Genomic DNA, 21955 nt, shown 5'->3' on the forward strand with positions numbered 1-21955 from the left:
TGGAAACTACGGCTTCCGCCAAGTGGAAGGTCAAGGGGCTGCAAAACGTACGGCGTAGCTGAGCCGTTACCTCGTTTCAGGCGAGGTCAGCGCAGGAACTTCCTTGCCGCGTAAAGCGATACAGCCGCCGCATTCGACACGTTGAGCGAATGGATCGCGCCCGGCATGTCGAGGCGGGCCAGTGCGGTTACGGTTTCGCGGGTCTTCTGGCGCAGGCCCTTGCCCTCGGCGCCGAGCACCAGCGCGACCTTGTCACCGGCAAATGTCTTTTCAAGTTCCGCGGGGCCTTCCGAATCAAGTCCGATCGTCTGGAAGCCGGCCTCGTGCAGCACGCCGAGCGCGTCGGCGAGATTGCGCACTTCGATCATGTCGATGTGCTCGAGCGCGCCAGAGGCCGATTTTGCCAGCACGCCGCTTTCGTGCGGACTGTGGCGCTGCGTGGTGATGAGCGCGCCAGCGCCGAAGGCCACGGCCGAACGAATGATTGCCCCGACATTGTGCGGGTCGGTCACCTGGTCGAGCACCAGAATCAGCGGCGAATCGCCCAGTGCCGACAGCGCCTTGGCCTTCAGCGGCTCGGCTTCGATCAATACGCCCTGGTGGACGGCGTCGGTGCCGGTGACCTTGTCGATATCCTTCGGCTCGACCAGTTCTGCGGCAAAGGGCAGGGCGACTATGTCGGCAATTTCCAGCCGTTCGGCGGCGTTGCGTGTCACCAGCATGCGCCTGATCTTGCGGCGCGGATTGTCGAGTGCCGCGCGCACCGTATGCAGGCCATAAAGTCGCACCAGGCCGTCCGGCGCGTTCTCGCCCGGAGGCAGCGGGCGCTTCGGCCTGAAGGCGGGCGCGCCGCCTGCTTTCTGGTCGCGAAATGTGCGACGCAGCTTGGCGTAGTGGCTGTCCTTGGGTGTTCCGGGCTTTTTCGTATCGCTCATGCGCCTGCTATAGCCGCCACGCCTGGCTTTGGATACGGCCCGTTAGTCGGCGCTTTGAATAATCCGCGTGAAAACGCACCATGTCCGGTTGACAGGCCAAAACCTTGTCGCCATAAGCCCACCCAGATTTCGGGGCAGGGCGCTTCGCCACCAACCGAGATCGGAAATGCCTCGTAGCATGGCTCCGGCAAAGCAGTTGGAGGAGTGCCCGAGTGGTTAAAGGGGACGGACTGTAAATCCGTTGACTCAGTCTACGTTGGTTCGAATCCAACCTCCTCCACCACTGCCGGCCCGGAAGCCATACGTTGCCTTCGAAAGGTGATTTGATCTTTCGAAGCGAGCACGCGGCAAGGAATACCAGGGCGTGCTTCGCTCCTGAACAGGCGCGTGGCGCTCAGGGGCGCGGGTATAGCTCAATGGTAGAGCAGCAGCCTTCCAAGCTGAATACGCGGGTTCGATTCCCGCTACCCGCTCCAGTCTTTTCGCCGAGGCAAGAAGCCTTTTATTTGCATTCGCTTGTCCCCATATGTGTGTCCAGCACTGAAAGAGCAGCCCAGCTTTTGGCCTCGACGTGGTCGTTTGGCCAAAAGGCGCTTGTCTTTTTCGGCCTTTATCGGTAATCGCCCCGCATCCGACCGGAACCAAGGTCCCGATGCTCAAGGAAAGAGACAATGGCAAAAGGTAAATTCGAGCGTAATAAGCCTCACGTGAACATCGGCACGATTGGTCACGTTGACCACGGCAAGACGTCGCTGACGGCGGCGATCACGAAGTATTTCGGCGAGTTCAAGGCCTACGATCAGATCGACGCAGCGCCGGAAGAGAAGGCCCGCGGCATCACGATCTCGACGGCGCACGTCGAGTACGAGACGCCGAACCGCCACTACGCCCACGTCGACTGCCCCGGCCACGCCGACTACGTCAAGAACATGATCACCGGTGCTGCCCAGATGGACGGCGCGATCCTGGTCGTGTCGGCTGCCGACGGCCCGATGCCGCAGACCCGCGAGCACATCCTGCTCGCCCGTCAGGTCGGTGTTCCCGCCCTGGTGGTGTTCCTGAACAAGGTCGACCTGGTCGACGATGCCGAGCTGCTCGAACTGGTCGAGCTCGAGGTTCGCGAGCTGCTGTCGAAGTACGAATATCCGGGCGACGACATTCCGATGATCAAGGGTTCGGCTGTTGCTGCGCTCAACGATTCGGACAAGAAGATCGGTGAAGACGCGATCCGCGCGCTGATGGAAGCCGTCGACGCCTACATCCCGACGCCGGAGCGTCCGATCGACCGTCCGTTCCTGATGCCGATCGAAGACGTGTTCTCGATCTCGGGCCGCGGCACCGTGGTCACCGGTCGTGTCGAGCGCGGCATCGTCAAGGTTGGCGAAGAAGTCGAGATCGTCGGCATCCGTCCGACCGGTAAGACCACCGTCACCGGCGTTGAAATGTTCCGCAAGCTGCTCGACCAGGGCCAGGCTGGCGACAACATCGGCGCGCTGATCCGTGGCGTTGGTCGTGAAGACGTCGAGCGCGGCCAGGTGCTGTGCAAGCCGGGTTCGGTGAAGCCGCACAAGAAGTTCGTTGCTGAAGCCTACATCCTGACCAAGGAAGAGGGTGGCCGTCACACGCCGTTCTTCACCAACTACCGTCCGCAGTTCTACTTCCGCACGACCGACGTGACCGGCATCGTGTCGCTGCCGGAAGGCACCGAGATGGTCATGCCCGGCGACAACATCACCGTCGACGTCGAGCTGATCGTTCCGATCGCCATGGAAGAGAAGCTCCGCTTCGCTATCCGTGAAGGTGGCCGCACCGTCGGCGCCGGCATCGTCGCTTCGATCAAAGAATAATCGACGTCCTTTCGTCGAATGCATAAAGGGCGGCCTTCGGGTCGCCCTTTTTGTTTGTGGCGACGCATTGCACGTCACCGTTCCCGCATTACTATCTCGGTAGACGGGGCGGTTGGGGATCTGCCATGGGGGAGGGAAAGCGCGCGGTGTGGCGGGGAGTTTTCCTGCCACTTGTCATAGCCGCAATTGCCCTGTTGTCGCTCTCGTCGGCCGAGGCAGCCAAGAGTAAGCCGGCGGATGACGATGGACCGCCGATGCGGCTTGTTGTCGTGCGCAGTTCTTCGCCAGGCTGTGAACCCTTTTGCCCGGAATGGATTTCGGCCGAAGGCGCAATCACCCCAGCGACACCTGCAGCCTTCAAGACCTTTCTCAAGAAGCTCGGCGACAAGCGGCTGCCGGTGATCGTGACCTCGCCGGGCGGCCGGGTCGAGGCAGCTTTGGAGTTGGGCCGAATGCTGCGCGCCAGCAAGCTGGACATCGGCGTTGGGCTGACGCGTTTCGTCGAATGCACCCCCGAGCAGAAGGGCTGCAAGCTCGATTCAACTCGGAAAGGCATCTATCAGGGCGCCCTGTACTCGGCAGGCGCCTACTGTGCCTCCGCCTGTTCGATGATGTTCGCTGGCGGCGTGCGCCGACATGTCGGCCAGTGGGCCTATATGGGCGTACATCAGGTGACGTCCCATGTTACGCAGCAGAAGATTACTTATCGCGAGACCTACAAGGTCGTGAAAGGCAAGAGGAAGACCGTCAGCCGCAAGGTTGTCCGCCGCAAGACCGTTGGTAGCTACACCACAACCAAGATGGGTAAGGCGTTCAACACCAGGATGCTGGCCTATCTCAAGGAGATGGGGGTCAAACGGGTCATGTACGAGATCGGACAGAGCACGCCTGCCGCCGAGATGCGCCAGCTCACTCCCGTCGAGATGCTCGACATGAACCTGATAACCAGCTTGGATGCGACTGACGCGCTGGTGAGCATCGAGAACTGCAGGATCGCGACCCCGGCAGCGAACTGCATTCTGGCACCAGGACAAAAGCTTGCGTTCAATTCCTACCCCAAGCCTCGCTTGCTCAAAGATCGCGGCATGTGGCTGGCAGTCGTTCGTTCGGTCGGGGCCTGTGAACCTGACTGCCCGGAATGGATCTCCGCCGAAGGGGAGATCGACGAAGGTGCACCGCAGCGGCTGGAAACTCTGCTCAAGGAACTAGGTGACATAAAGCTGCCATTGGTAATTTCCTCAACCGGAGGAGATCCGATTGCCGCGATGCTGATGGGGCGCGTTGTCCGTGCAAACGGCCTTGATGTGGCAGTTGGGCACACGTTCTTCGCCGGCTGTCAGCCGAACGGCAGGGGCTGCACCGGCTGGCAAGGTGACGGACGGCCATATCTGGGCATAGCGGGATCGGGTGGGGCGGAATGTGGCGAAAGTTGCCTTTTGGTGCTCTCGGCAGGAAAGACCCGGCTGATCGGCGAGGGAGTTGCTGTAGGCTGGGGTCCCAGTCCGGCACTGGACGCTCCAATACGCAATCATTACCTCGTGCAGATGGGGGGTGGACCTAAGGTAGGCGACGCGGCACCCCGTTTTGGCAAGGTGGATGAAGTTGCGCTGGCGCTTCTCCGGGAGGGCTACCTGACGACAAGGTCGGGTTCTGTCCAACTTCTGATAGACAGCGGCCTTTGCCGAACCTCACCTCGGCCGGTGAACTGCCGGACACTGCACTAGTCGGTAAGTGGCGCAGCTGCGCCTGCCAGATTGTCGAAGCTGCCATGGCTGGAAGTGGCTGGAACGCTCCTGGGCTGTCTCTCGCGGAGACGGAGGTGCTTTTCTTCGTGGACTTCCTTCCCGCCGTCCCGCTCCCCATATGCCCTTCCACACATATGGAGGAAGACGATGCAAAAAGACGTGCCGACACTGTTCGACTGGGCTGGCGGGGCGTCCGCGCTCAATCGGCTGACTAGCCTGTTCTACGACAAGGTGCTTGCCGATCCGGTGCTTGAACCGGTGTTCCGGCACATGTCCGGCGACCATCCTGCGCATGTCGCTGCCTTCATCGGTGAGGTTTTCGGTGGGCCGAAGGATTACAGCGAGGCCCATGGCGGCCATGCCGCGATGATCAGCCATCATCTCAACCGGCACCTGACCGAGGAACAGCGGCGGCAGTGGATTGCGTTGCTACTCGACGCCGCCGACGAGGCGGAACTGCCCGACGATCCCGAGTTTCGTTCGGCACTCGTCGCCTATATCGAATGGGGCACGCGGCTGGCCAAGCTGAATTCGCAGGACGGTGCCGCTCCCGCACTGCACGAGCCGATGCCGCGTTGGGGCTGGGGCGTTCCAGGCGGTCCTTACGTGCCGCCAGCCAAATCGTGACCTGAATCTCGGGTCTCCCGGGCCATGCCCGGCCCCAAGACCGCCGCAATCTCGCGAGACCTGTCGGCGGAGCGGGGAACGAATTTCATGCTGATCGCGCATCTGCCGGCCGGTTTCATCTTGGGGACGCTGGCTCGGCATTGGACCGGCAATGCCCGCGCGATCATGCCGGCCGCGCTTCTTGGCAGCGTCGCGCCCGATCTCGACATGTTCTATTTCTATCTGGTCGACGGCCAGCAGACGCATCACCATGGCTATTTCACGCACTGGCCGCTCTTCTGGCTCGCGCTCGGAAGTGTCGTGTTGCCGCTGGTCAGGTGGCTGTGGCCACGGTTCGTATCCGCGGCCGTAGTCTTCTTCATCGCGGTCATGTTCCACATGGTGCTCGATTCGATCGCGGCTCCGATGCACTGGCTGATGCCGTTCAGCGATGTTGCGGTCGAGCTCGTCACCATTCCGGCCAGATACTCGCACTGGGTACTGAGCTTTGTCCTGCATTGGACTTTTGCCCTCGAGATCACCATCTGTGCTTGGGAGGGATTCCTGGGCATCAAGCAGTCGAGGCAGCGCAAACTCCACGAAAGCCGCGCTTGACGCCTTCTACGGTGCCGATCGTTTCGTTCGCAGCAGTCGCCAATGGCCGGTCGTCGGGGAGGAGAGAGTGTCTACCCAGCGGCTGACAAAATTCCGCCTGTGAATGTTTGCGACATCACGCATTGCGCTCTTTACAGATGCGGTGGAAATCCTTAGGAAGCCCGTGCTGCGCAGATGATGCGCGGCGAGATGCACGGGCATAGCTCAGTTGGTAGAGCGGCGGTCTCCAAAACCGCAGGTCGTAGGTTCGAGCCCTGCTGCCCGTGCCAGTCTTGCCAGACTTCGCTAATTCAGGCATAAGGACTGCAACAGCCGGAACGGAACGACTGGATGGTTCCGACGCGGCGTACAAACGTAAAGCTTGTTCCTGCCACTTGCGTGGAGAGAGAATCGGTTTTATGTAAGCGAAACAGACACGCGGCGCGTGGAGCTGGGGATCCGGCTTTACGCGTCCGAATTGCATGGGCGAAATGTTGCGCTGATTCGGCGTGGATATCGGCCATGTGATGGCATCTCCCGGTCACGGGATCATCCAGAAGTCCGGTCAACGGACGTTGAGAGCAGAGCGGCACATGGCGAAAACCACGAACCCCTTCACCTTTCTGCAGCAGGTAAGGTCGGAAACGGCGAAGGTGACGTGGCCATCGCGGCGCGAGACGATGATTTCCACGGTCATGGTTCTCGGCTTTGCAATTATTGCGATGATTTTCTTTTTTGCCGCTGACCAGCTGATGGCATTCGCCGTCGAGCAGATCTTGGGCATGGGCCGTTAAGGTCGCGAATACGGAGAATTCCTGAGATGACTGCGCGCTGGTACATCGTCCACGCCTATTCGAACTTCGAAAAGAAGGTCGCCGAGGACATCGAGCACAAGGCCAAGCAGAAGGGCCTGAGCGAGCAGATCGAGCAGATCGTCGTTCCGACCGAGAAGGTTGTTGAGGTTCGCCGCGGCCGCAAGGTTGATGCCGAACGCAAGTTCTTCCCCGGCTATGTGCTTTTGAAGGCCCATCTGACCGATGCCGTGTTCTCGCTCGTTAAGAACACGCCGAAGGTCACTGGTTTCCTTGGCGATTCGAAGCCCGTGCCGATCACGGAATCCGAGGCCCAGCGCATCCTGAACCAGGTTCAGGAAGGCGTCGAGCGCCCGAAGCCGTCGGTCACCTTCGAGATCGGCGAAGCGGTTCGCGTTTCCGACGGTCCGTTCGCGTCGTTCAACGGTTTCGTCCAGGAAGTGGACGAGGAGCGCGCGCGCCTAAAGGTGGAAGTTTCGATCTTCGGGCGCGCCGTGCCTGTCGATCTCGAATTCGGTCAGGTCGAAAAGGGCTGATCGAAGCGCCTGTCACCGGTTTCGGTGGAAGGCAGTGTCGGGCGCAGGCCTGGCGCAAGCATGGTGGGAGATGAGGCAGCTTAGCCGGTTGTCTTTTTCGCACCACCGAACTGCAACCGCCGGGTCATCCGGCATAAGACGAAAGCAGGAAAGAGATGGCTAAGAAAATAGCGGGCCAGCTCAAGCTCCAGGTTTCCGCGGGTTCGGCGACGCCGTCGCCCCCGATCGGTCCGGCGCTTGGTCAGCGTGGCATCAACATCATGGAGTTCTGCAAGGCGTTCAACGCGCAGACGCAGGAGCTCGAGAAGGGATCGCCGATCCCGGTCGTGATCACCTATTACCAGGACAAGTCGTTCACCTTCGTCATGAAGACGCCGCCGGTGTCCTACTTCCTGAAGAAGGCTGCCAACCTGAAGTCGGGCTCGAAGGAGCCGGGCAAGGTCAAGGCTGGTGAGATCAGCAGCGCCAAGGTGCGTGAGATCGCTGAGACCAAGATGAAGGATCTGAACGCGAACGACATCGAAGCCGCCATCAAGATGGTTGAAGGCTCGGCTCGTTCCATGGGCCTGGAAGTGGTGGGCTGAGATCATGGCTAAGATTGCAAAGCGCGTTTCCAAGTCCCGCGAAGGCATCGATGTGAACAAGGCTTATGGCCTTGGTGAAGCCATCGAGCTTTTGAAGGCTCGCTCGTCGGTCAAGTTCGACGAGACCATCGAAGTCGCCATGAACCTCGGCGTCGACCCGCGCCACGCTGACCAGATGGTCCGCGGCGTGGTCAACCTGCCGAACGGCACGGGCCGTACCGTCCGCGTCGCCGTGTTCGCACGTGATGCCAAGGCTGACGAAGCCCGCGCCGCCGGCGCCGACGTCGTTGGTGCGGAAGATCTCGTCGATATCGTCCAGAAGGGCCAGATCGACTTCGACCGCTGCATTGCCACCCCCGACATGATGCCGCTGGTCGGCCGTCTCGGTAAGGTGCTCGGCCCGCGCGGCATGATGCCCAACCCGAAGGTCGGCACCGTCACCACCGACGTCGCAGCAGCCGTCAAGGCTTCGAAGGGCGGCGCCGTCGAGTTCCGCGTCGAGAAGGCCGGCATCATCCACGCTGGCGTCGGCAAGGTCTCGTTCGACGTCAAGGCGCTGGAAGAAAACGTCCGCGCTTTCGCTGACGCGGTCAACAAGGCCAAGCCGGCAGGCGCCAAGGGCGTCTACGTCAAGAAGGTCTCCGTCACCTCGACGATGGGACCAGGCCTCAAGGTCGACCTCGGCACGCTCGCAGCGTCCTGATGATTTGAAGCGGGGTCAGCCGGCAACGGCTGGATCCTGAATAGTATTCCGGGCCTCCGGGCCCGGATTTTCGGAAGCTGGCAACAGCTTTCGAAAATCCTGTCCGAGATTGCAGGCGGTCCAGGCGACCCTTGGTCCTTAATTCGAATGGGCCTGCATGAGACGGGTGAAGACCAGACAACGGAGCCTCTGCTCCAATGAAAGGTTCGAACCGTGTTTGCCTTTTGTCTGCGCATCGCGCCGGGCCGCAAGCCCGTCAGGTGTGGCGAAAGGGGGCAGGATCCTCGAGCGCCGTTCGGGTGATCTGGAATTTCTGGATTGGCCGCCCGGCAAAAGGCAACCCGACCGCTCACCCCGCAAATGGGAGGCGGTCAACTGGAGATAGGCAGTGGACAGAGCGGAAAAACGCGAACTCGTCACGGGCCTGAATGACGCGTTCTCGAACGCAGGTTCAGTGGTCGTGGCCCACTATGCCGGTATCACCGTCGCGCAAATGAACGATCTTCGCGTGAAGATGCGTCAGGCCGGCGGCACCGTCAAAGTCGCGAAGAACCGTCTCGCCAAAATCGCTCTTCAGGGCACGGAATCCGAAAACATCATCGATCTGTTCAAGGGACAGACGCTGGTCGCTTATTCGGAAGATCCGATTGCAGCGCCGAAGGTCGCGTCCGAATTCGCCAAGACCAATGACAAGCTTGTCATCCTTGGTGGTTCGATGGGCACGACCTTGCTCAACGCCGATGGTGTGAAGGCTCTCGCCTCGCTCCCGTCGCTCGACGAGCTGCGTGCAAAGCTGGTTGGCATGATCGCCACCCCGGCTACCCGGATCGCCCAGATCGTCAATGCGCCGGCGGCTTCGGTCGCGCGCGTCATTGGCGCTTATGCCCGGAAGGACGAGGCGGCATGAGGCCGTTCCTCGCTATCATCAACTCACGTTCGAACTGATTGAAGGAATAGAAAAATGGCTGATCTCGCAAAGATCGTTGACGACCTGTCGGCCCTGACCGTCCTCGAGGCGGCTGAGCTGTCGAAGCTCCTCGAAGAGAAGTGGGGCGTTTCGGCTGCAGCTCCCGTGGCTGTTGCTGCTGCTGGCGGCGGCGCTGCTGCTGCACCGGTCGAAGAGAAGACCGAGTTCGATGTCATCCTGGCAGCTGCCGGCGACAAGAAGATCGAAGTCATCAAGGAAGTCCGCGCCATCACCGGCCTGGGCCTCAAGGAAGCCAAGGACCTCGTCGAAGGCGCTCCGAAGCCCGTCAAGGAAGGCGTTTCGAAGGCCGACGCCGAGAAGCTCAAGGCTCAGCTGGAAGCAGCTGGCGCCAAGATCGAGCTCAAGTAAGCTCACGGTTTCGGTGGGCGGCACAGTTGCCGCCCACCGGCTCCCGTGACCCGGGGGATTGAGGGGAACCTATTTCCTGAGGGCCGCAATGCGGCTTTCAGGAAACGGGTTTTCGCCCGTTTTGGATAGGCCGCCGCTGAGGCGGCGCGCATGCAAGGTGAGCATTAGCGACGCTCACCCCAAGAGGCAGCAAGGAGCGACGATGGCCCAGGTCCAGACTTTCAATGGCCGCAGACGCGTACGCAAATTCTTCGGAAAGATCCCGGAAGTTGCGGAGATGCCGAACCTTATCGAGGTTCAGAAGGCATCATACGATCAGTTCCTCATGGTGGACGAGCCCAAGGGTGGCCGTCCGGACGAGGGACTGCAGGCCGTTTTCAAGTCGGTCTTCCCTATTTCTGATTTTTCCGGCGCGTCGATGCTTGAATTCGTCAAGTACGAGTTCGAAGCGCCCAAGTTCGACGTCGACGAGTGCCGTCAGCGCGATCTGACATTCGCTGCGCCGCTCAAGGTGACGCTGCGCCTTATCGTGTTCGATATTGACGAGGACACCGGCGCGAAGTCGATCAAGGACATCAAGGAGCAGGACGTCTATATGGGCGACATGCCGCTCATGACGTCCAACGGCACCTTCATCGTCAACGGCACCGAGCGCGTCATCGTCTCGCAGATGCACCGTTCGCCGGGCGTGTTTTTCGATCACGACAAGGGCAAGTCGCACTCGTCGGGCAAGCTTTTGTTTGCCGCGCGTGTCATCCCTTACCGTGGCTCGTGGCTCGACATCGAGTTCGACAGCAAGGACATCGTCCATGCCCGCATCGACCGTCGCCGCAAGATTCCGGTGACGTCGCTGCTGATGGCGCTCGGCATGGACGGCGAAGAGATCCTGTCGACCTTCTACAACAAGATCACCTACAAGAAGTCGGGCGACCACTGGCGCATTCCGTTCTCGGTCGAGCGTTTCCGCGGCCTCAAGGCCGTTGGCGACCTGGTTGACGCCGACACCGGCGAGATCGTTGTCGAAGCCGGCAAGAAGATCACCGCGCGTCAGGCCAAGCAGCTCGCCGAGAAGGGCCTCAAGGCGATCAAGGCGACCGAAGATGACCTCTTCGGCAGCTATCTCGCCGAGGACATCGTCAACTACGCCACCGGCGAAATCTTCCTCGAAGCCGGCGACGAGATCGACGAAAAGACGCTGAAGACGCTGCTGGCGGCTGGCGAGGAAGAGATCAACATCCTCGACATCGACCACATCAACGTCGGTGGCTATATCCGCAACACGCTGACCGTCGACAAGAACGAGAGCCGCCAGGATGCTCTGTTCGACATCTACCGCGTCATGCGCCCGGGTGAGCCGCCCACGCTCGAAACCGCTGAAGCCATGTTCAACTCGCTGTTCTTCGACAGCGAGCGCTACGACCTGTCGGCAGTCGGCCGCGTCAAGATGAACATGCGCCTCGAGCTTGACGCTGAAGACACCGTCCGTGTCCTGCGCAAGGATGACATCCTTGCCGTGGTCAAGACGCTTGTCGAACTGCGCGACGGCAAGGGCGAAATCGACGACATCGACAACCTCGGCAACCGCCGTGTCCGTTCGGTCGGCGAGCTGATGGAAAATCAGTACCGCGTCGGTCTGCTTCGCATGGAGCGCGCGATCAAGGAACGCATGTCCTCGATCGAGATCGACACGGTCATGCCGCAGGACCTGATCAACGCGAAGCCGGCGGCCGCCGCCGTGCGCGAGTTCTTCGGTTCTTCGCAGCTGTCACAGTTCATGGATCAGACCAACCCGCTGTCGGAGATCACCCACAAGCGTCGTCTTTCGGCGCTTGGACCTGGTGGTCTGACCCGCGAGCGCGCTGGCTTCGAAGTCCGCGACGTGCACCCGACGCATTACGGCCGTATCTGCCCGATTGAGACGCCGGAAGGCCCGAATATCGGTCTGATCAACTCGCTGGCTACCTTCGCACGCGTCAACAAGTACGGCTTCATCGAGAGCCCGTACCGCAAGATCGTCGACGGCACGCTGACCAATGAGGTTGTCTATCTCTCGGCGATGGAAGAGGCCAAGCACTTCGTTGCCCAGGCCAACGCCGCGCTCGACAAGGACGGCCACTTCGTCGACGAGTTCGTCATTTGCCGCAACGCTGGCGAAGTGATGATGGCGCCGCGCGAAAACGTCGACCTTATGGACGTTTCGCCGAAGCAGATGGTGTCGGTCGCAGCTGCGCTGATCCCGTTCCTGGAAAACGACGACGCCAACCGCGCTCTGATGGGCTCGAACATGCAGCGTCAGGCCGTGCCGCTGGTGCGCGCCGAGGCTCCGTTCGTCGGTACCGGCATGGAGCCGATCGTTGCCCGTGACTCTGGCGCTGCCATCGGCGCTCGCCGCGGCGGTATCGTCGACCAGGTCGACGCGACCCGTATCGTTATCCGTGCGACCGAAGACCTCGATCCGGGTAAATCCGGCGTCGACATCTACCGTCTGATGAAGTTCCAGCGTTCGAACCAGAACACCTGCATCAACCAGCGCCCGCTGGTGCGCATGGGTGACCGGGTCAACAAGGGCGACATCATCGCTGACGGTCCGTCGACCGAGCTCGGCGATCTGGCTCTCGGCCGCAACGTGCTCGTCGCGTTCATGCCGTGGAACGGCTACAACTACGAGGACTCGATCCTGCTCTCCGAGCGCATCGTGGCCGACGACGTCTTCACCTCGATCCACATCGAGGAGTTCGAGGTCATGGCGCGCGACACCAAGCTCGGGCCAGAGGAGATCACGCGCGACATTCCGAACGTTTCGGAAGAGGCTCTGAAGAACCTCGACGAAGCCGGTATCGTCTACATCGGTGCGGAAGTTGCACCGGGTGACATCCTGGTCGGCAAGATCACACCGAAGGGCGAAAGCCCGATGACGCCGGAAGAGAAGCTTCTGCGTGCCATCTTCGGTGAAAAGGCGTCCGACGTCCGTGACACCTCCATGCGCATGCCGCCCGGAACCTTCGGCACCGTCGTCGAAGTGCGCGTCTTCAACCGCCACGGCGTGGAGAAGGACGAACGCGCCATGGCAATCGAGCGCGAGGAAATCGAGCGTCTCGCCAAGGACCGTGACGACGAGCAGGCGATCCTCGATCGCAACGTCTACAGCCGTCTGAGCGACATGCTCATCGGCAAGGACGCGATTGCCGGACCGAAGGGCTTCAAGAAGGGCTCGACCGTCGCCAAGGAGACGCTGGACGACTATCCGCGTTCGCAGTGGTGGCAGTTCGCCGTCGAAGACGAGAAGATGCAGGGTGAGCTTGAAGCTCTGCGCGGCCAGTACGACGACTCCAAGAAGCAGCTCGAGCAGCGCTTCATGGACAAGGTCGAGAAGGTGCAGCGCGGCGACGAGATGCCGCCCGGCGTCATGAAGATGGTCAAGGTCTTCGTTGCGGTGAAGCGCAAGATGCAGCCCGGCGACAAGATGGCCGGCCGTCACGGCAACAAGGGTGTCGTGTCGCGTATCGTTCCGGTCGAGGACATGCCGTTCCTCGAAGACGGCACGCATGCGGACATCGTGCTCAACCCGCTCGGCGTGCCTTCGCGCATGAATGTCGGCCAGATTCTGGAAACGCATCTGGGCTGGGCATGCGCAGGCATGGGCAAGAAGATCGGTGAGCTGATCGAGGCGTACAAGTCTGGTGGCGATATCAAGCCGCTGCGCGAGACGCTTGAGAGCTTCATTCCGGCCAACGACCGCAACGAGCCGGTCCGCGATTACGACGACGAAAGCATCGTTCGCCTCAGCGAGCAGATGAAGCGTGGCGTCTCGATTGCGACCCCGGTGTTCGACGGCGCGCATGAAGCCGACATCAACATCATGTTGGAGCAGGCGGGTCTTCACACCTCTGGCCAGTCGCAGTTGTACGATGGCCGTACGGGTGAGCCGTTCGACCGCAAGGTGACCATGGGCTACATCTATATGCTCAAGCTTCACCATCTGGTCGACGACAAGATCCACGCCCGTTCGATCGGACCGTACTCGCTCGTGACCCAGCAGCCGCTGGGCGGCAAGGCGCAGTTCGGTGGCCAGCGCTTCGGCGAAATGGAGGTCTGGGCGCTCGAGGCTTACGGCGCCGCCTACACGCTGCAGGAAATGCTGACCGTGAAGTCGGACGACGTGGCCGGCCGCACCAAGGTCTACGAGGCGATCGTGCGCGGCGACGACACGTTCGAAGCGGGCATCCCCGAGAGCTTCAACGTTCTTGTCAAGGAAATGCGTTCGCTGGGCCTCAACGTCGAGCTTGAGAACACCAAGGTCGACGAAAACCATCGGCTGCCGAACGCCGCCGAGTAAGCACCAAAGGCGCGCCGCGGGATTTGCCCGCGGCGTAGCCGCCTGAACGCGATCCCCATGGTTGGGTACTGATCGTGTTCATCGACGAGAATTCTTCGGCGAAGGCCGAAAGCTGGCGGGCGCTCTGGCCCGCACAAGATGAAAAGGGGCTTTCGTGGGCCCCGAAAAGGAGAACGGCATGAACCAAGAGGTCATGAATCTCTTCAACCCCCAGGCGCCTGCGCAGGTGTTCGATTCCATCCGGATTTCGCTCGCCAGCCCTGAGAAGATTCTGTCCTGGTCGTTCGGCGAAATCAAAAAGCCGGAGACGATCAACTACCGCACCTTCAAACCGGAGCGTGACGGGCTGTTCTGCGCCCGCATCTTTGGCCCGATCAAGGACTACGAGTGCCTGTGCGGCAAGTACAAGCGCATGAAGTACAAGGGCGTCATCTGCGAAAAGTGCGGCGTGGAAGTCACCCTGTCGCGCGTTCGCCGCGAGCGCATGGGCCACATCGAGCTCGCAGCGCCCGTCGCCCACATCTGGTTCCTGAAGTCGCTGCCGAGCCGCATCGGCACGCTGCTCGACATGACGCTCAAGGATATCGAGCGCGTCCTGTATTTCGAGAACTACATCGTTACCGAGCCGGGCCTTACCGCACTCAAGGAGCACCAGCTCCTCGGCGAGGAAGAGTACCAGATCGCTGTCGACGAGTATGGCGAGGACAGCTTCACCGCCATGATCGGCGCTGAAGCCATTCACGACCTGCTCGCCTCGATGGATCTCGAGAAGATCGCCGGCGACCTGCGCTCCGAGCTTGCGACGACGACGTCGGAACTGAAGCAGAAGAAGTATCTCAAGCGCCTCAAGGTGGTTGAGAACTTCATGGAGTCGGGCAACCGCCCCGAGTGGATGATCATGAAGGTCGTGCCGGTGATCCCGCCAGACCTGCGTCCGCTGGTCCCGCTGGACGGCGGTCGCTTTGCGACGTCCGACCTGAACGATCTCTATCGCCGCGTCATCAACCGCAACAACCGCCTGAAGCGCCTGATCGAGCTCCGTGCGCCGGGGATCATCATCCGCAACGAGAAGCGCATGCTGCAGGAGGCCGTCGACGCTCTGTTCGACAACGGCCGCCGTGGCCGCGTCATCACCGGCGCCAACAAGCGTCCGCTGAAGTCGCTGTCCGACATGCTCAAGGGCAAGCAGGGCCGCTTCCGTCAGAACCTGCTCGGCAAGCGCGTCGACTATTCCGGCCGTTCGGTCATCGTGACCGGTCCGGAGCTCAAGCTGCACCAGTGCGGCCTGCCGAAGAAGATGGCGCTCGAGCTGTTCAAGCCGTTCATCTACGCTCGTCTCGACGCCAAGGGTTACTCCTCGACCGTCAAGCAGGCCAAGAAGCTGGTCGAGAAGGAAAAGCCTGAGGTTTGGGATATCCTCGACGAGGTCATCCGCGAGCATCCGGTTCTGCTCAACCGCGCACCGACGCTGCACCGCTTGGGCATCCAGGCCTTTGAACCCACGCTGATCGAAGGCAAGGCGATCCAGCTGCACCCGCTCGTCTGCACGGCCTTCAACGCCGACTTCGACGGCGACCAGATGGCTGTCCACGTTCCGCTGTCGCTCGAGGCTCAGCTCGAAGCACGCGTGCTGATGATGTCGACCAACAACATCCTGCACCCGGCTTCCGGCGCGCCGATCATCGTGCCGTCGCAGGACATGGTTCTCGGTCTCTACTACCTCTCGATCGTCAACCAGAACGAGCCGGGCGAGGGCATGGTGTTTGCCGACATGGGCGAACTCCAGCACGCGCTTGAGACCAAGGCTGTCACGCTGCACGCCAAGATCAAGGGTCGCTTCCGCACGGTCGACGCCGAAGGCAATGTCGTGTCCAAGATCCACGACACGACCCCTGGCCGCATGATCATCGGCGAACTGCTGCCGAAGAACGTCAACGTGCCGTACGACACCGCGAACCAGGAGATGACCAAGAAGAACATCTCCAAGATGATCGACACCGTCTACCGCCACTGCGGTCAGAAAGAGACGGTCATCTTCTGCGATCGCATCATGGCTCTCGGCTTCGCTCATGCCTGCCGCGCCGGCATTTCGTTCGGCAAGGACGACATGCTGATCCCGGATACCAAGGAGAAGCTGGTCGCCGACACCGAGGCTTTGGCCAAGGAATACGAGCAGCAGTACAATGACGGCCTGATCACCCAGGGCGAGAAGTACAACAAGGTCGTCGACGCCTGGGCCAAGTGCTCGGAAAAGGTCGCCGACGAAATGATGGCCCGCATCAAGGCGGTCGAGTTCGAGGACAGCGGTCGTCAGAAGCCGATGAACTCGATCTACATGATGTCGCACTCCGGTGCGCGTGGTTCGCCCACCCAGATGCGCCAGCTTGCCGGCATGCGCGGCCTGATGGCCAAGCCGTCGGGTGAAATCATCGAGACGCCGATCATTTCCAACTTCAAGGAAGGTCTGACGGTTCTCGAGTACTTCAACTCGACCCACGGCGCCCGCAAGGGTCTCGCGGATACCGCTCTGAAGACGGCAAACTCCGGCTACCTGACCCGTCGTCTCGTCGACGTGGCGCAGGACTGCATCGTCAACTCGGTTGATTGCGGCACCGACAAGGGCCTCACCATGCAGCCGATCGTCGATGCCGGCCAGGTTGTCGCTTCGCTCGGCCTGCGCATTCTCGGCCGCACCGCGCTCGACGACATCAACCACCCGGTCACTGGCGATCTGCTGGTCAAGGGCGGCACGCTCATGGACGAGCGTGACATCGAGGTCATCGAGAAGGCTGGCGTCCAGTCGGTTCGTATCCGTTCGGCCCTGACCTGCGAAGTCAAGGTCGGTGTCTGCGCGGTCTGCTACGGTCGCGACCTGGCACGCGGTACCCCTGTCAACCAGGGCGAAGCTGTCGGTGTCATCGCCGCTCAGTCGATCGGCGAGCCGGGCACGCAGCTCACCATGCGTACCTTCCACATGGGCGGTACCGCGCAGGTGGTGGACAGCTCGTTCCTTGAAGCCTCGTATGAGGGCAAGGTCGAGATCCGCAACCGCAACGTGGTTCGCAACTCCGACGGCAACCTCGTCGTGATGGGCCGCAACATGGCGATCCTGATCCTCGACGAGACCGGCAAGGAGCGTGCGACCCACCGCGTCACTTATGGTTCGCGTATCTTCGTGGACGATGGCGACAAGGTGAAGCGCGGCCAGCGTATCGCCGAGTGGGATCCCTACACCCGTCCGATCCTCACCGAAATCGAAGGCCGTGTGGCGTTCGAGGATCTGGTCGACGGCATTTCCGTCCAGGAAACGGCCGACGAGTCGACCGGCATCACCAAGCGTGAGGTCATCGACTGGCGTTCGACCCCGCGCGGCAACGACCTGAAGCCGGCGATCGTGGTTCAGGACTCCAAGGGCAAGGTTGGCAAGCTGTCGAAGGGCGGCGATGCCCGCTTCCTGCTCTCGGTCGAGGCCATTCTCTCGGTCGAGCCGGGTGCCCAGGTTCGCCCTGGCGACGTTCTGGCGCGTATCCCGATGGAAAGCGCGAAGACCAAGGACATCACCGGCGGTCTGCCGCGTGTTGCCGAGCTCTTCGAAGCCCGTCGTCCAAAGGATCACGCCATCATCGCCGAGATCGATGGTACGGTCCGCTTCGGTCGCGACTATAAGAACAAGCGCCGCATCATCATCGAGCCGCATGACTCGACGCTTGAACCGGTCGAATACCTGATCCCGAAGGGCAAGCCGTTCCATCTCCAGGACGGCGACGCCATCGAAAAGGGCGACTACATCCTCGACGGCAACCCGGCGCCGCACGACATCCTGGCCATCAAGGGCGTGGAAGCTCTCGCTTCCTACCTCGTCAATGAAATCCAGGAAGTCTACCGACTGCAGGGCGTGTCGATCAACGACAAGCACATCGAGGTCATTGTCCGGCAGATGCTGCAGAAGGTCGAGATCACCGCACAGGGCGACTCTATCTATATCCCGGGCGATCACGTCGATGTCATCGAGTTCGACGAGATCAACGAGCGCCTGATCGAGGAAGGCAAGAAGCCTGCCGAAGGTCAGCCGGTTCTGCTCGGTATCACCAAGGCATCGCTGCAGACGCCGTCCTTCATCTCGGCCGCTTCCTTCCAGGAAACGACCCGCGTGCTCACCGAAGCAGCTGTCGCCGGCAAGACCGACATGCTGCAGGGCCTGAAGGAAAACGTCATCGTCGGCCGCCTGATCCCGGCCGGCACGGGCGGCATGATGAGCCAGATCCGGCGCATCGCCACCTCGCGCGACGAGCTGATCCTCGACGAGCGCCGCAAGCTCTCGGGTGCGGAAGTGGCCGAGCCGATCCTGACCGACATGGTCAACGCCGCTCAGTAGGAGTGTCGTCGCAAGGAACTGGAAAAGGGGGCCTCGGCCCCCTTTTTTCATTTCGGTGACAACAGGGCTTCATGCCGCTGTCAAATGCCGCCGCTAATCATGCTGCTTCAACGCACATGCCAGGTGGCCGTCATCATGAAAACCGTCTTTTCCACCCTCGCTGCCCTGTTGGCGTCGGCTGCCTTGCCAGCCCAGGCCGAGGAGGCCACGCCATTCAAGGCATCGTTGCTCGGCCAGGTCGTGCTGCCGACCGGACTGAAGATCGCGGGCGCCGAGTTCGGCGGGATTTCCGGTCTCGACTACGACGCTGCGAGCGGGCTGTTCTACGCCATTTCTGACGACCGCTCTGAGCGCGCGCCGGCGCGGCTCTACACGCTGAAGCTTGCCATCGACGGCAAGGGCGTTCACGGCATCGACATCGTGTCGAGCGCGGAGCTACGCAACGCCGAAGGTGCTGCCTTCGCCAAGAAGGACGTCGACCCCGAGGCGATCCGCTTTGATGCGGCGGCCAACCGTCTCTTCTGGTCGAGCGAGGGTGATGCCGCCGGCCGACCCGCAATCTATGAGGCAAAACCCGACGGCACCCATGTCAGGAGCTTTGCCATTCCCGAAGCCTATCTGCCCGATGCCGACAGGACACGGGGTGTTCGCGGCAACCTGGCTTTCGAAAGTCTTGCCATTTCGCCCGACGGCAAGACCCTTTGGGCGGGGACCGAGAACGCATTGGCACAGGACGGCGAGAAGGCGACGCTGGAAGCCGGCAGCCCGTCGCGCGTCATCGGCTTCGACATTGCCAGCGGTGCAGTCACGGCCGAGTATGTCTATGACAACGGGCCGATCTTCACCAAGGCGACCCAGGACCCGTTCTACAACGACAACGGTCTCTCCGAGTTCATGTTCTTCGGACCGGACCAACTGTTTGCGATCGAACGCTCTTTCGCGCTCGGCATCGGCAGCGAGATCAATTTCTACCTGGCGAGTTTCTCCGGCGCGACTGACGTGAAGGGGGCGGCCTCGATCAAGGGCGTCGCGGCAACCGCGATGCCCAAGCGCAAGGTTCTTAAGCTGGGTGAGGGTGACTTTGGTCTCGACATCGACAATATCGAGTCGGTGACATGGGGACCGGAGATCGACGGCCAGCGCACTTTGGTCATTGCCTCCGACAGCAACTTCAACCCGGAGCAGTTCACCCAGTTCGTCGTGCTCAAACTGGATGCCGCGACGAACTGATCTGAGCGCTGCAGATCCTTCGGTGAAAGGGCCGCCGGCGCAATCTGGCGGCTTTTCCCGAGATCTCGCATGGATGGCACCGGTTGACGAGCTTTCAGCCGCATCTGCGTCTGTTCTAACGTATTGGCGGCGTTTGACATCCCGAGGTTGCGAAAATAGCCTCCTCCTTGAAGTGCATCAGCCCTGAAAGGAGTGCCCGATGACCGATGTCCCCTCCAATGCGAAAGGACAGGCGGTCGAGCCGAGCCTCCATCGCGTCATGGGCCCGTGGCTTCTGTTGCTGTTCATCGTCGGCGACATATTGGGCACCGGCATCTATGCGCTGACCGGGCAGGTGGCCAAGCAGGTTGGCGGCGTGGTCTGGCTGCCGTTCCTGATTGCCTTCGTCGTCGCGGTCATCACTGCCTTCAGCTATCTCGAACTGGTCACAAAATACCCGAAGGCGGCCGGTGCCGCTCTCTACGCCCACAAGGCATTCGGCATCCATTTCATCACCTTCATCGTCGCTTTCGCCGTCATGTGCTCGGGCATCACCTCGGCGTCGACGGCCTCGCGCGCCTTCGCTGCCAACATGTCTGGGGCTTTCGATCTCGGCCTGTCCGGCACCTATGGCATCACGCTCATCGGTCTGGCATTCATGGCGATCGTCGCAGCCGTGAATTTCCGCGGCGTCGGCGAAAGTGTCAAAGCCAATGTCGTGCTGACCTGCGTCGAGTTCACCGGCCTGATGATCATCATCGTCATCGGCCTCTGGGCGATCGGCGCCGGTGAGGGCGACGTCTCCCGTATCACTCAGTTCCACTCGGCGCCCGACCGCAGCGCCTTCTGGTCGGTGATCGCGGCGACGACGCTCGCTTTCTTCGCCATGGTCGGCTTCGAGGACTCGGTCAACATGGCCGAGGAGTGCAAGGATCCGACGCGCATCTTCCCGAAGGTGCTGCTGACCGGTTTGCTGATCACCGGCGTGATCTACGTGCTCGTGTCGATCTCGGCGATCACGCTCGTGCCGCCGGAACAACTGGGCGAGGGCGAGACGCCGCTGCTCAAGGTCGTCCAGGCCGGCGCGCCGAACTTCCCGGTTGAGATCTTCGGCTTCATCACCATGTTTGCCGTCGCCAACAGCGCCTTGATCAACATGCTGATGGCGAGCCGTCTGGTCTATGGCATGAGCCGCGAACACGTCTTGCCGAAAGTGCTAGGCAAGGTTCACGCCTCGCGTCGCACGCCCTACATCGCGATCGGCTTCACCACCTTGCTCGCTTTCGCGCTGATCACATTCGTCGGCGAGGTGCCGGCGCTGGGCGGAACAACCGCACTGCTGCTGCTATGCGTCTTCACGGTGGTCAACATCGCGGTGCTGGTGCTGCGCAAGGACAGGGTTGGGCATGATCACTTCCGCACCCCGACGCTGTTGCCGATCCTGGGAGCCGTGGCTTGCGCTTTCTTCGCCGGCCCCTGGACTGGGCGCGACCCTGTTCAATACAAGATCGCCGGTATCCTGATCGGCATTGGTGTCGTGTTGTGGTTCGTCACCGTGCTGGTCAATCGCGCCACTGGCCAAAAGCCTGCCGAACCTGAAATGGCCGACATCGGCGGGGCAGGGCCAGTCAACTGACCTCTCTATATATACATGCGCTGACTCAGAACGGCTCGTTGAAGGTGACGATCGAGACTTCGCCTTCGAGGGCCCCCTGATAGGCGGAGATGTGCGGCTCGTCGTCAGGTTCGCCCTGCATGTCGCCGATCTGATCGAGTTCTGCTTCGGCGTAACCCTCCTTTGCCAGCGCGTCCAGCGCCGAGCGCACGGCGCTGTCGTCGTCGGGCGCCACCAGCATGATGTGGACGCCTTCGGGCTTGCCGCCCTTCTTGCGCCAGACCCGACCGGTGATGATCGTCACGGGCCGTTCGTCGTTGTCGTTCATGGTGATTCCCTGGATCTGGATTCGTTTGCGGGGGATTCGCCCCGGTTTCCCCGATTTTCGCACGAAGGCGGGGTGCAAGACAGGACAAACAGCCTTATAAACTGACTTACAGCCCATGTTGCAGCGCAATATAGTTGCCGCAAGCCCGCCAACCCGCCCGAAGCCCCGGTTTCGTTAAGGTTTTTGGGGGGATGGGCTTGACGGTTCGCGGTCATGCGAGTAGATACCGCGTCGTCTGAGCCGATGTGAGGTTGGCTTTTCCGAAGCGACGTGCTTTGGAGTTCACCTCAAACAGGGTTCGTTTTTTACGAGCGAGAAGACATTTCCGGCGTGCATGAAGCGGATTCGCTTCCTCTGCCTTTGTTCGGGCAAGACCGCAGATCGCGGTTTGTGG

Annotated in this window: 16 protein-coding genes and 3 tRNA genes; 17 read left to right on the forward strand and 2 right to left on the reverse strand. The window is 61.3% G+C overall.

The genetic code is table 11. The annotated features are described in order from the left end of the window. Positions 1-86: 86 nt before the first annotated feature. Positions 87-935, reverse strand: a complete 849-nt coding sequence (locus H5P29_RS18440; RefSeq protein WP_154384190.1) for an RNA methyltransferase — start codon at positions 933-935, stop codon at positions 87-89. 198 nt (positions 936-1133) lie between these two features. Between H5P29_RS18440 and H5P29_RS18445 the strand changes: the two genes are divergently transcribed. From H5P29_RS18445 to H5P29_RS18525, 17 genes are all read left to right on the forward strand, one after another. Beyond that, a tRNA-Tyr gene (locus tag H5P29_RS18445) sits at positions 1134-1218 on the forward strand. A 119-nt stretch (positions 1219-1337) separates the two neighbouring features. Next, positions 1338-1411, forward strand: a tRNA-Gly gene (locus tag H5P29_RS18450). Between the two features lie 195 nt (positions 1412-1606). Beyond that, complete coding sequence (gene tuf, locus H5P29_RS18455; protein ID WP_154384191.1) at positions 1607-2782, forward strand: elongation factor Tu; 1176 nt, start codon at positions 1607-1609, stop codon at positions 2780-2782. A 125-nt stretch (positions 2783-2907) separates the two neighbouring features. Further along, positions 2908-4506 carry a hypothetical protein gene (locus H5P29_RS18460; protein ID WP_185910128.1) on the forward strand — a complete coding sequence of 533 codons (1599 nt, stop codon included), beginning with the start codon at positions 2908-2910 and terminating at the stop codon, positions 4504-4506. Between the two features lie 168 nt (positions 4507-4674). Continuing rightward, the gene (locus H5P29_RS18465; protein WP_154384193.1) at positions 4675-5154 is read left to right on the forward strand and encodes a group II truncated hemoglobin; all 480 of its coding nucleotides are present in this window, start codon (positions 4675-4677) and stop codon (positions 5152-5154) included. Between the two features lie 87 nt (positions 5155-5241). Beyond that, positions 5242-5748: a metal-dependent hydrolase gene (locus H5P29_RS18470; protein WP_154384194.1), complete on the forward strand. Its 507-nt coding sequence runs from the start codon at positions 5242-5244 to the stop codon at positions 5746-5748. Between the two features lie 193 nt (positions 5749-5941). Next, a tRNA-Trp gene (locus H5P29_RS18475) sits at positions 5942-6017 on the forward strand. 303 nt (positions 6018-6320) lie between these two features. After that, the gene (gene secE / locus H5P29_RS18480) at positions 6321-6521 is read left to right on the forward strand and encodes a preprotein translocase subunit SecE (protein WP_067966516.1); all 201 of its coding nucleotides are present in this window, start codon (positions 6321-6323) and stop codon (positions 6519-6521) included. A gap of 26 nt (positions 6522-6547) precedes the next feature. Continuing rightward, the gene (gene nusG / locus H5P29_RS18485) at positions 6548-7075 is read left to right on the forward strand and encodes a transcription termination/antitermination protein NusG (protein ID WP_067961861.1); all 528 of its coding nucleotides are present in this window, start codon (positions 6548-6550) and stop codon (positions 7073-7075) included. A gap of 155 nt (positions 7076-7230) precedes the next feature. Further along, complete coding sequence (rplK, locus tag H5P29_RS18490; protein ID WP_067961864.1) at positions 7231-7659, forward strand: 50S ribosomal protein L11; 429 nt, start codon at positions 7231-7233, stop codon at positions 7657-7659. A 4-nt stretch (positions 7660-7663) separates the two neighbouring features. Continuing rightward, the gene (gene rplA / locus H5P29_RS18495) at positions 7664-8362 is read left to right on the forward strand and encodes a 50S ribosomal protein L1 (RefSeq protein ID WP_067961865.1); all 699 of its coding nucleotides are present in this window, start codon (positions 7664-7666) and stop codon (positions 8360-8362) included. Positions 8363-8750: 388 nt separating this feature from the next. Further along, positions 8751-9269 (forward strand): 50S ribosomal protein L10, encoded by a 519-nt coding sequence (gene rplJ / locus H5P29_RS18500; protein ID WP_067961867.1) that lies wholly within the window; start codon positions 8751-8753, stop codon positions 9267-9269. 54 nt (positions 9270-9323) lie between these two features. Next, the gene (gene rplL, locus H5P29_RS18505) at positions 9324-9698 is read left to right on the forward strand and encodes a 50S ribosomal protein L7/L12 (RefSeq protein WP_067961869.1); all 375 of its coding nucleotides are present in this window, start codon (positions 9324-9326) and stop codon (positions 9696-9698) included. A gap of 202 nt (positions 9699-9900) precedes the next feature. Next, positions 9901-14034 (forward strand): DNA-directed RNA polymerase subunit beta, encoded by a 4134-nt coding sequence (rpoB, locus tag H5P29_RS18510; protein ID WP_067961871.1) that lies wholly within the window; start codon positions 9901-9903, stop codon positions 14032-14034. A 178-nt stretch (positions 14035-14212) separates the two neighbouring features. Further along, the gene (rpoC, locus tag H5P29_RS18515) at positions 14213-18409 is read left to right on the forward strand and encodes a DNA-directed RNA polymerase subunit beta' (protein WP_067966519.1); all 4197 of its coding nucleotides are present in this window, start codon (positions 14213-14215) and stop codon (positions 18407-18409) included. 135 nt (positions 18410-18544) lie between these two features. Further along, on the forward strand, positions 18545-19639 hold the full coding sequence (locus H5P29_RS18520; RefSeq protein WP_246670691.1) for an esterase-like activity of phytase family protein: 1095 nt from the start codon (positions 18545-18547) through the stop codon (positions 19637-19639). Between the two features lie 199 nt (positions 19640-19838). Then, a complete protein-coding gene (locus tag H5P29_RS18525) occupies positions 19839-21254 on the forward strand; it encodes an APC family permease (RefSeq protein WP_154384196.1) in 1416 nt (471 codons plus the stop codon). A gap of 25 nt (positions 21255-21279) precedes the next feature. Here the strand turns inward: H5P29_RS18525 and H5P29_RS18530 are convergent, their stop codons facing one another. After that, positions 21280-21561, reverse strand: coding sequence for a transcriptional regulator (locus H5P29_RS18530; protein ID WP_115732109.1), 282 nt, complete (start codon positions 21559-21561; stop codon positions 21280-21282). Positions 21562-21955: the final 394 nt, after the last annotated feature.

This window comes from Aminobacter sp. MDW-2, from assembly GCF_014250155.1.
Taxonomy (GTDB): Bacteria; Pseudomonadota; Alphaproteobacteria; order Rhizobiales; family Rhizobiaceae; genus Aminobacter; species Aminobacter ciceronei.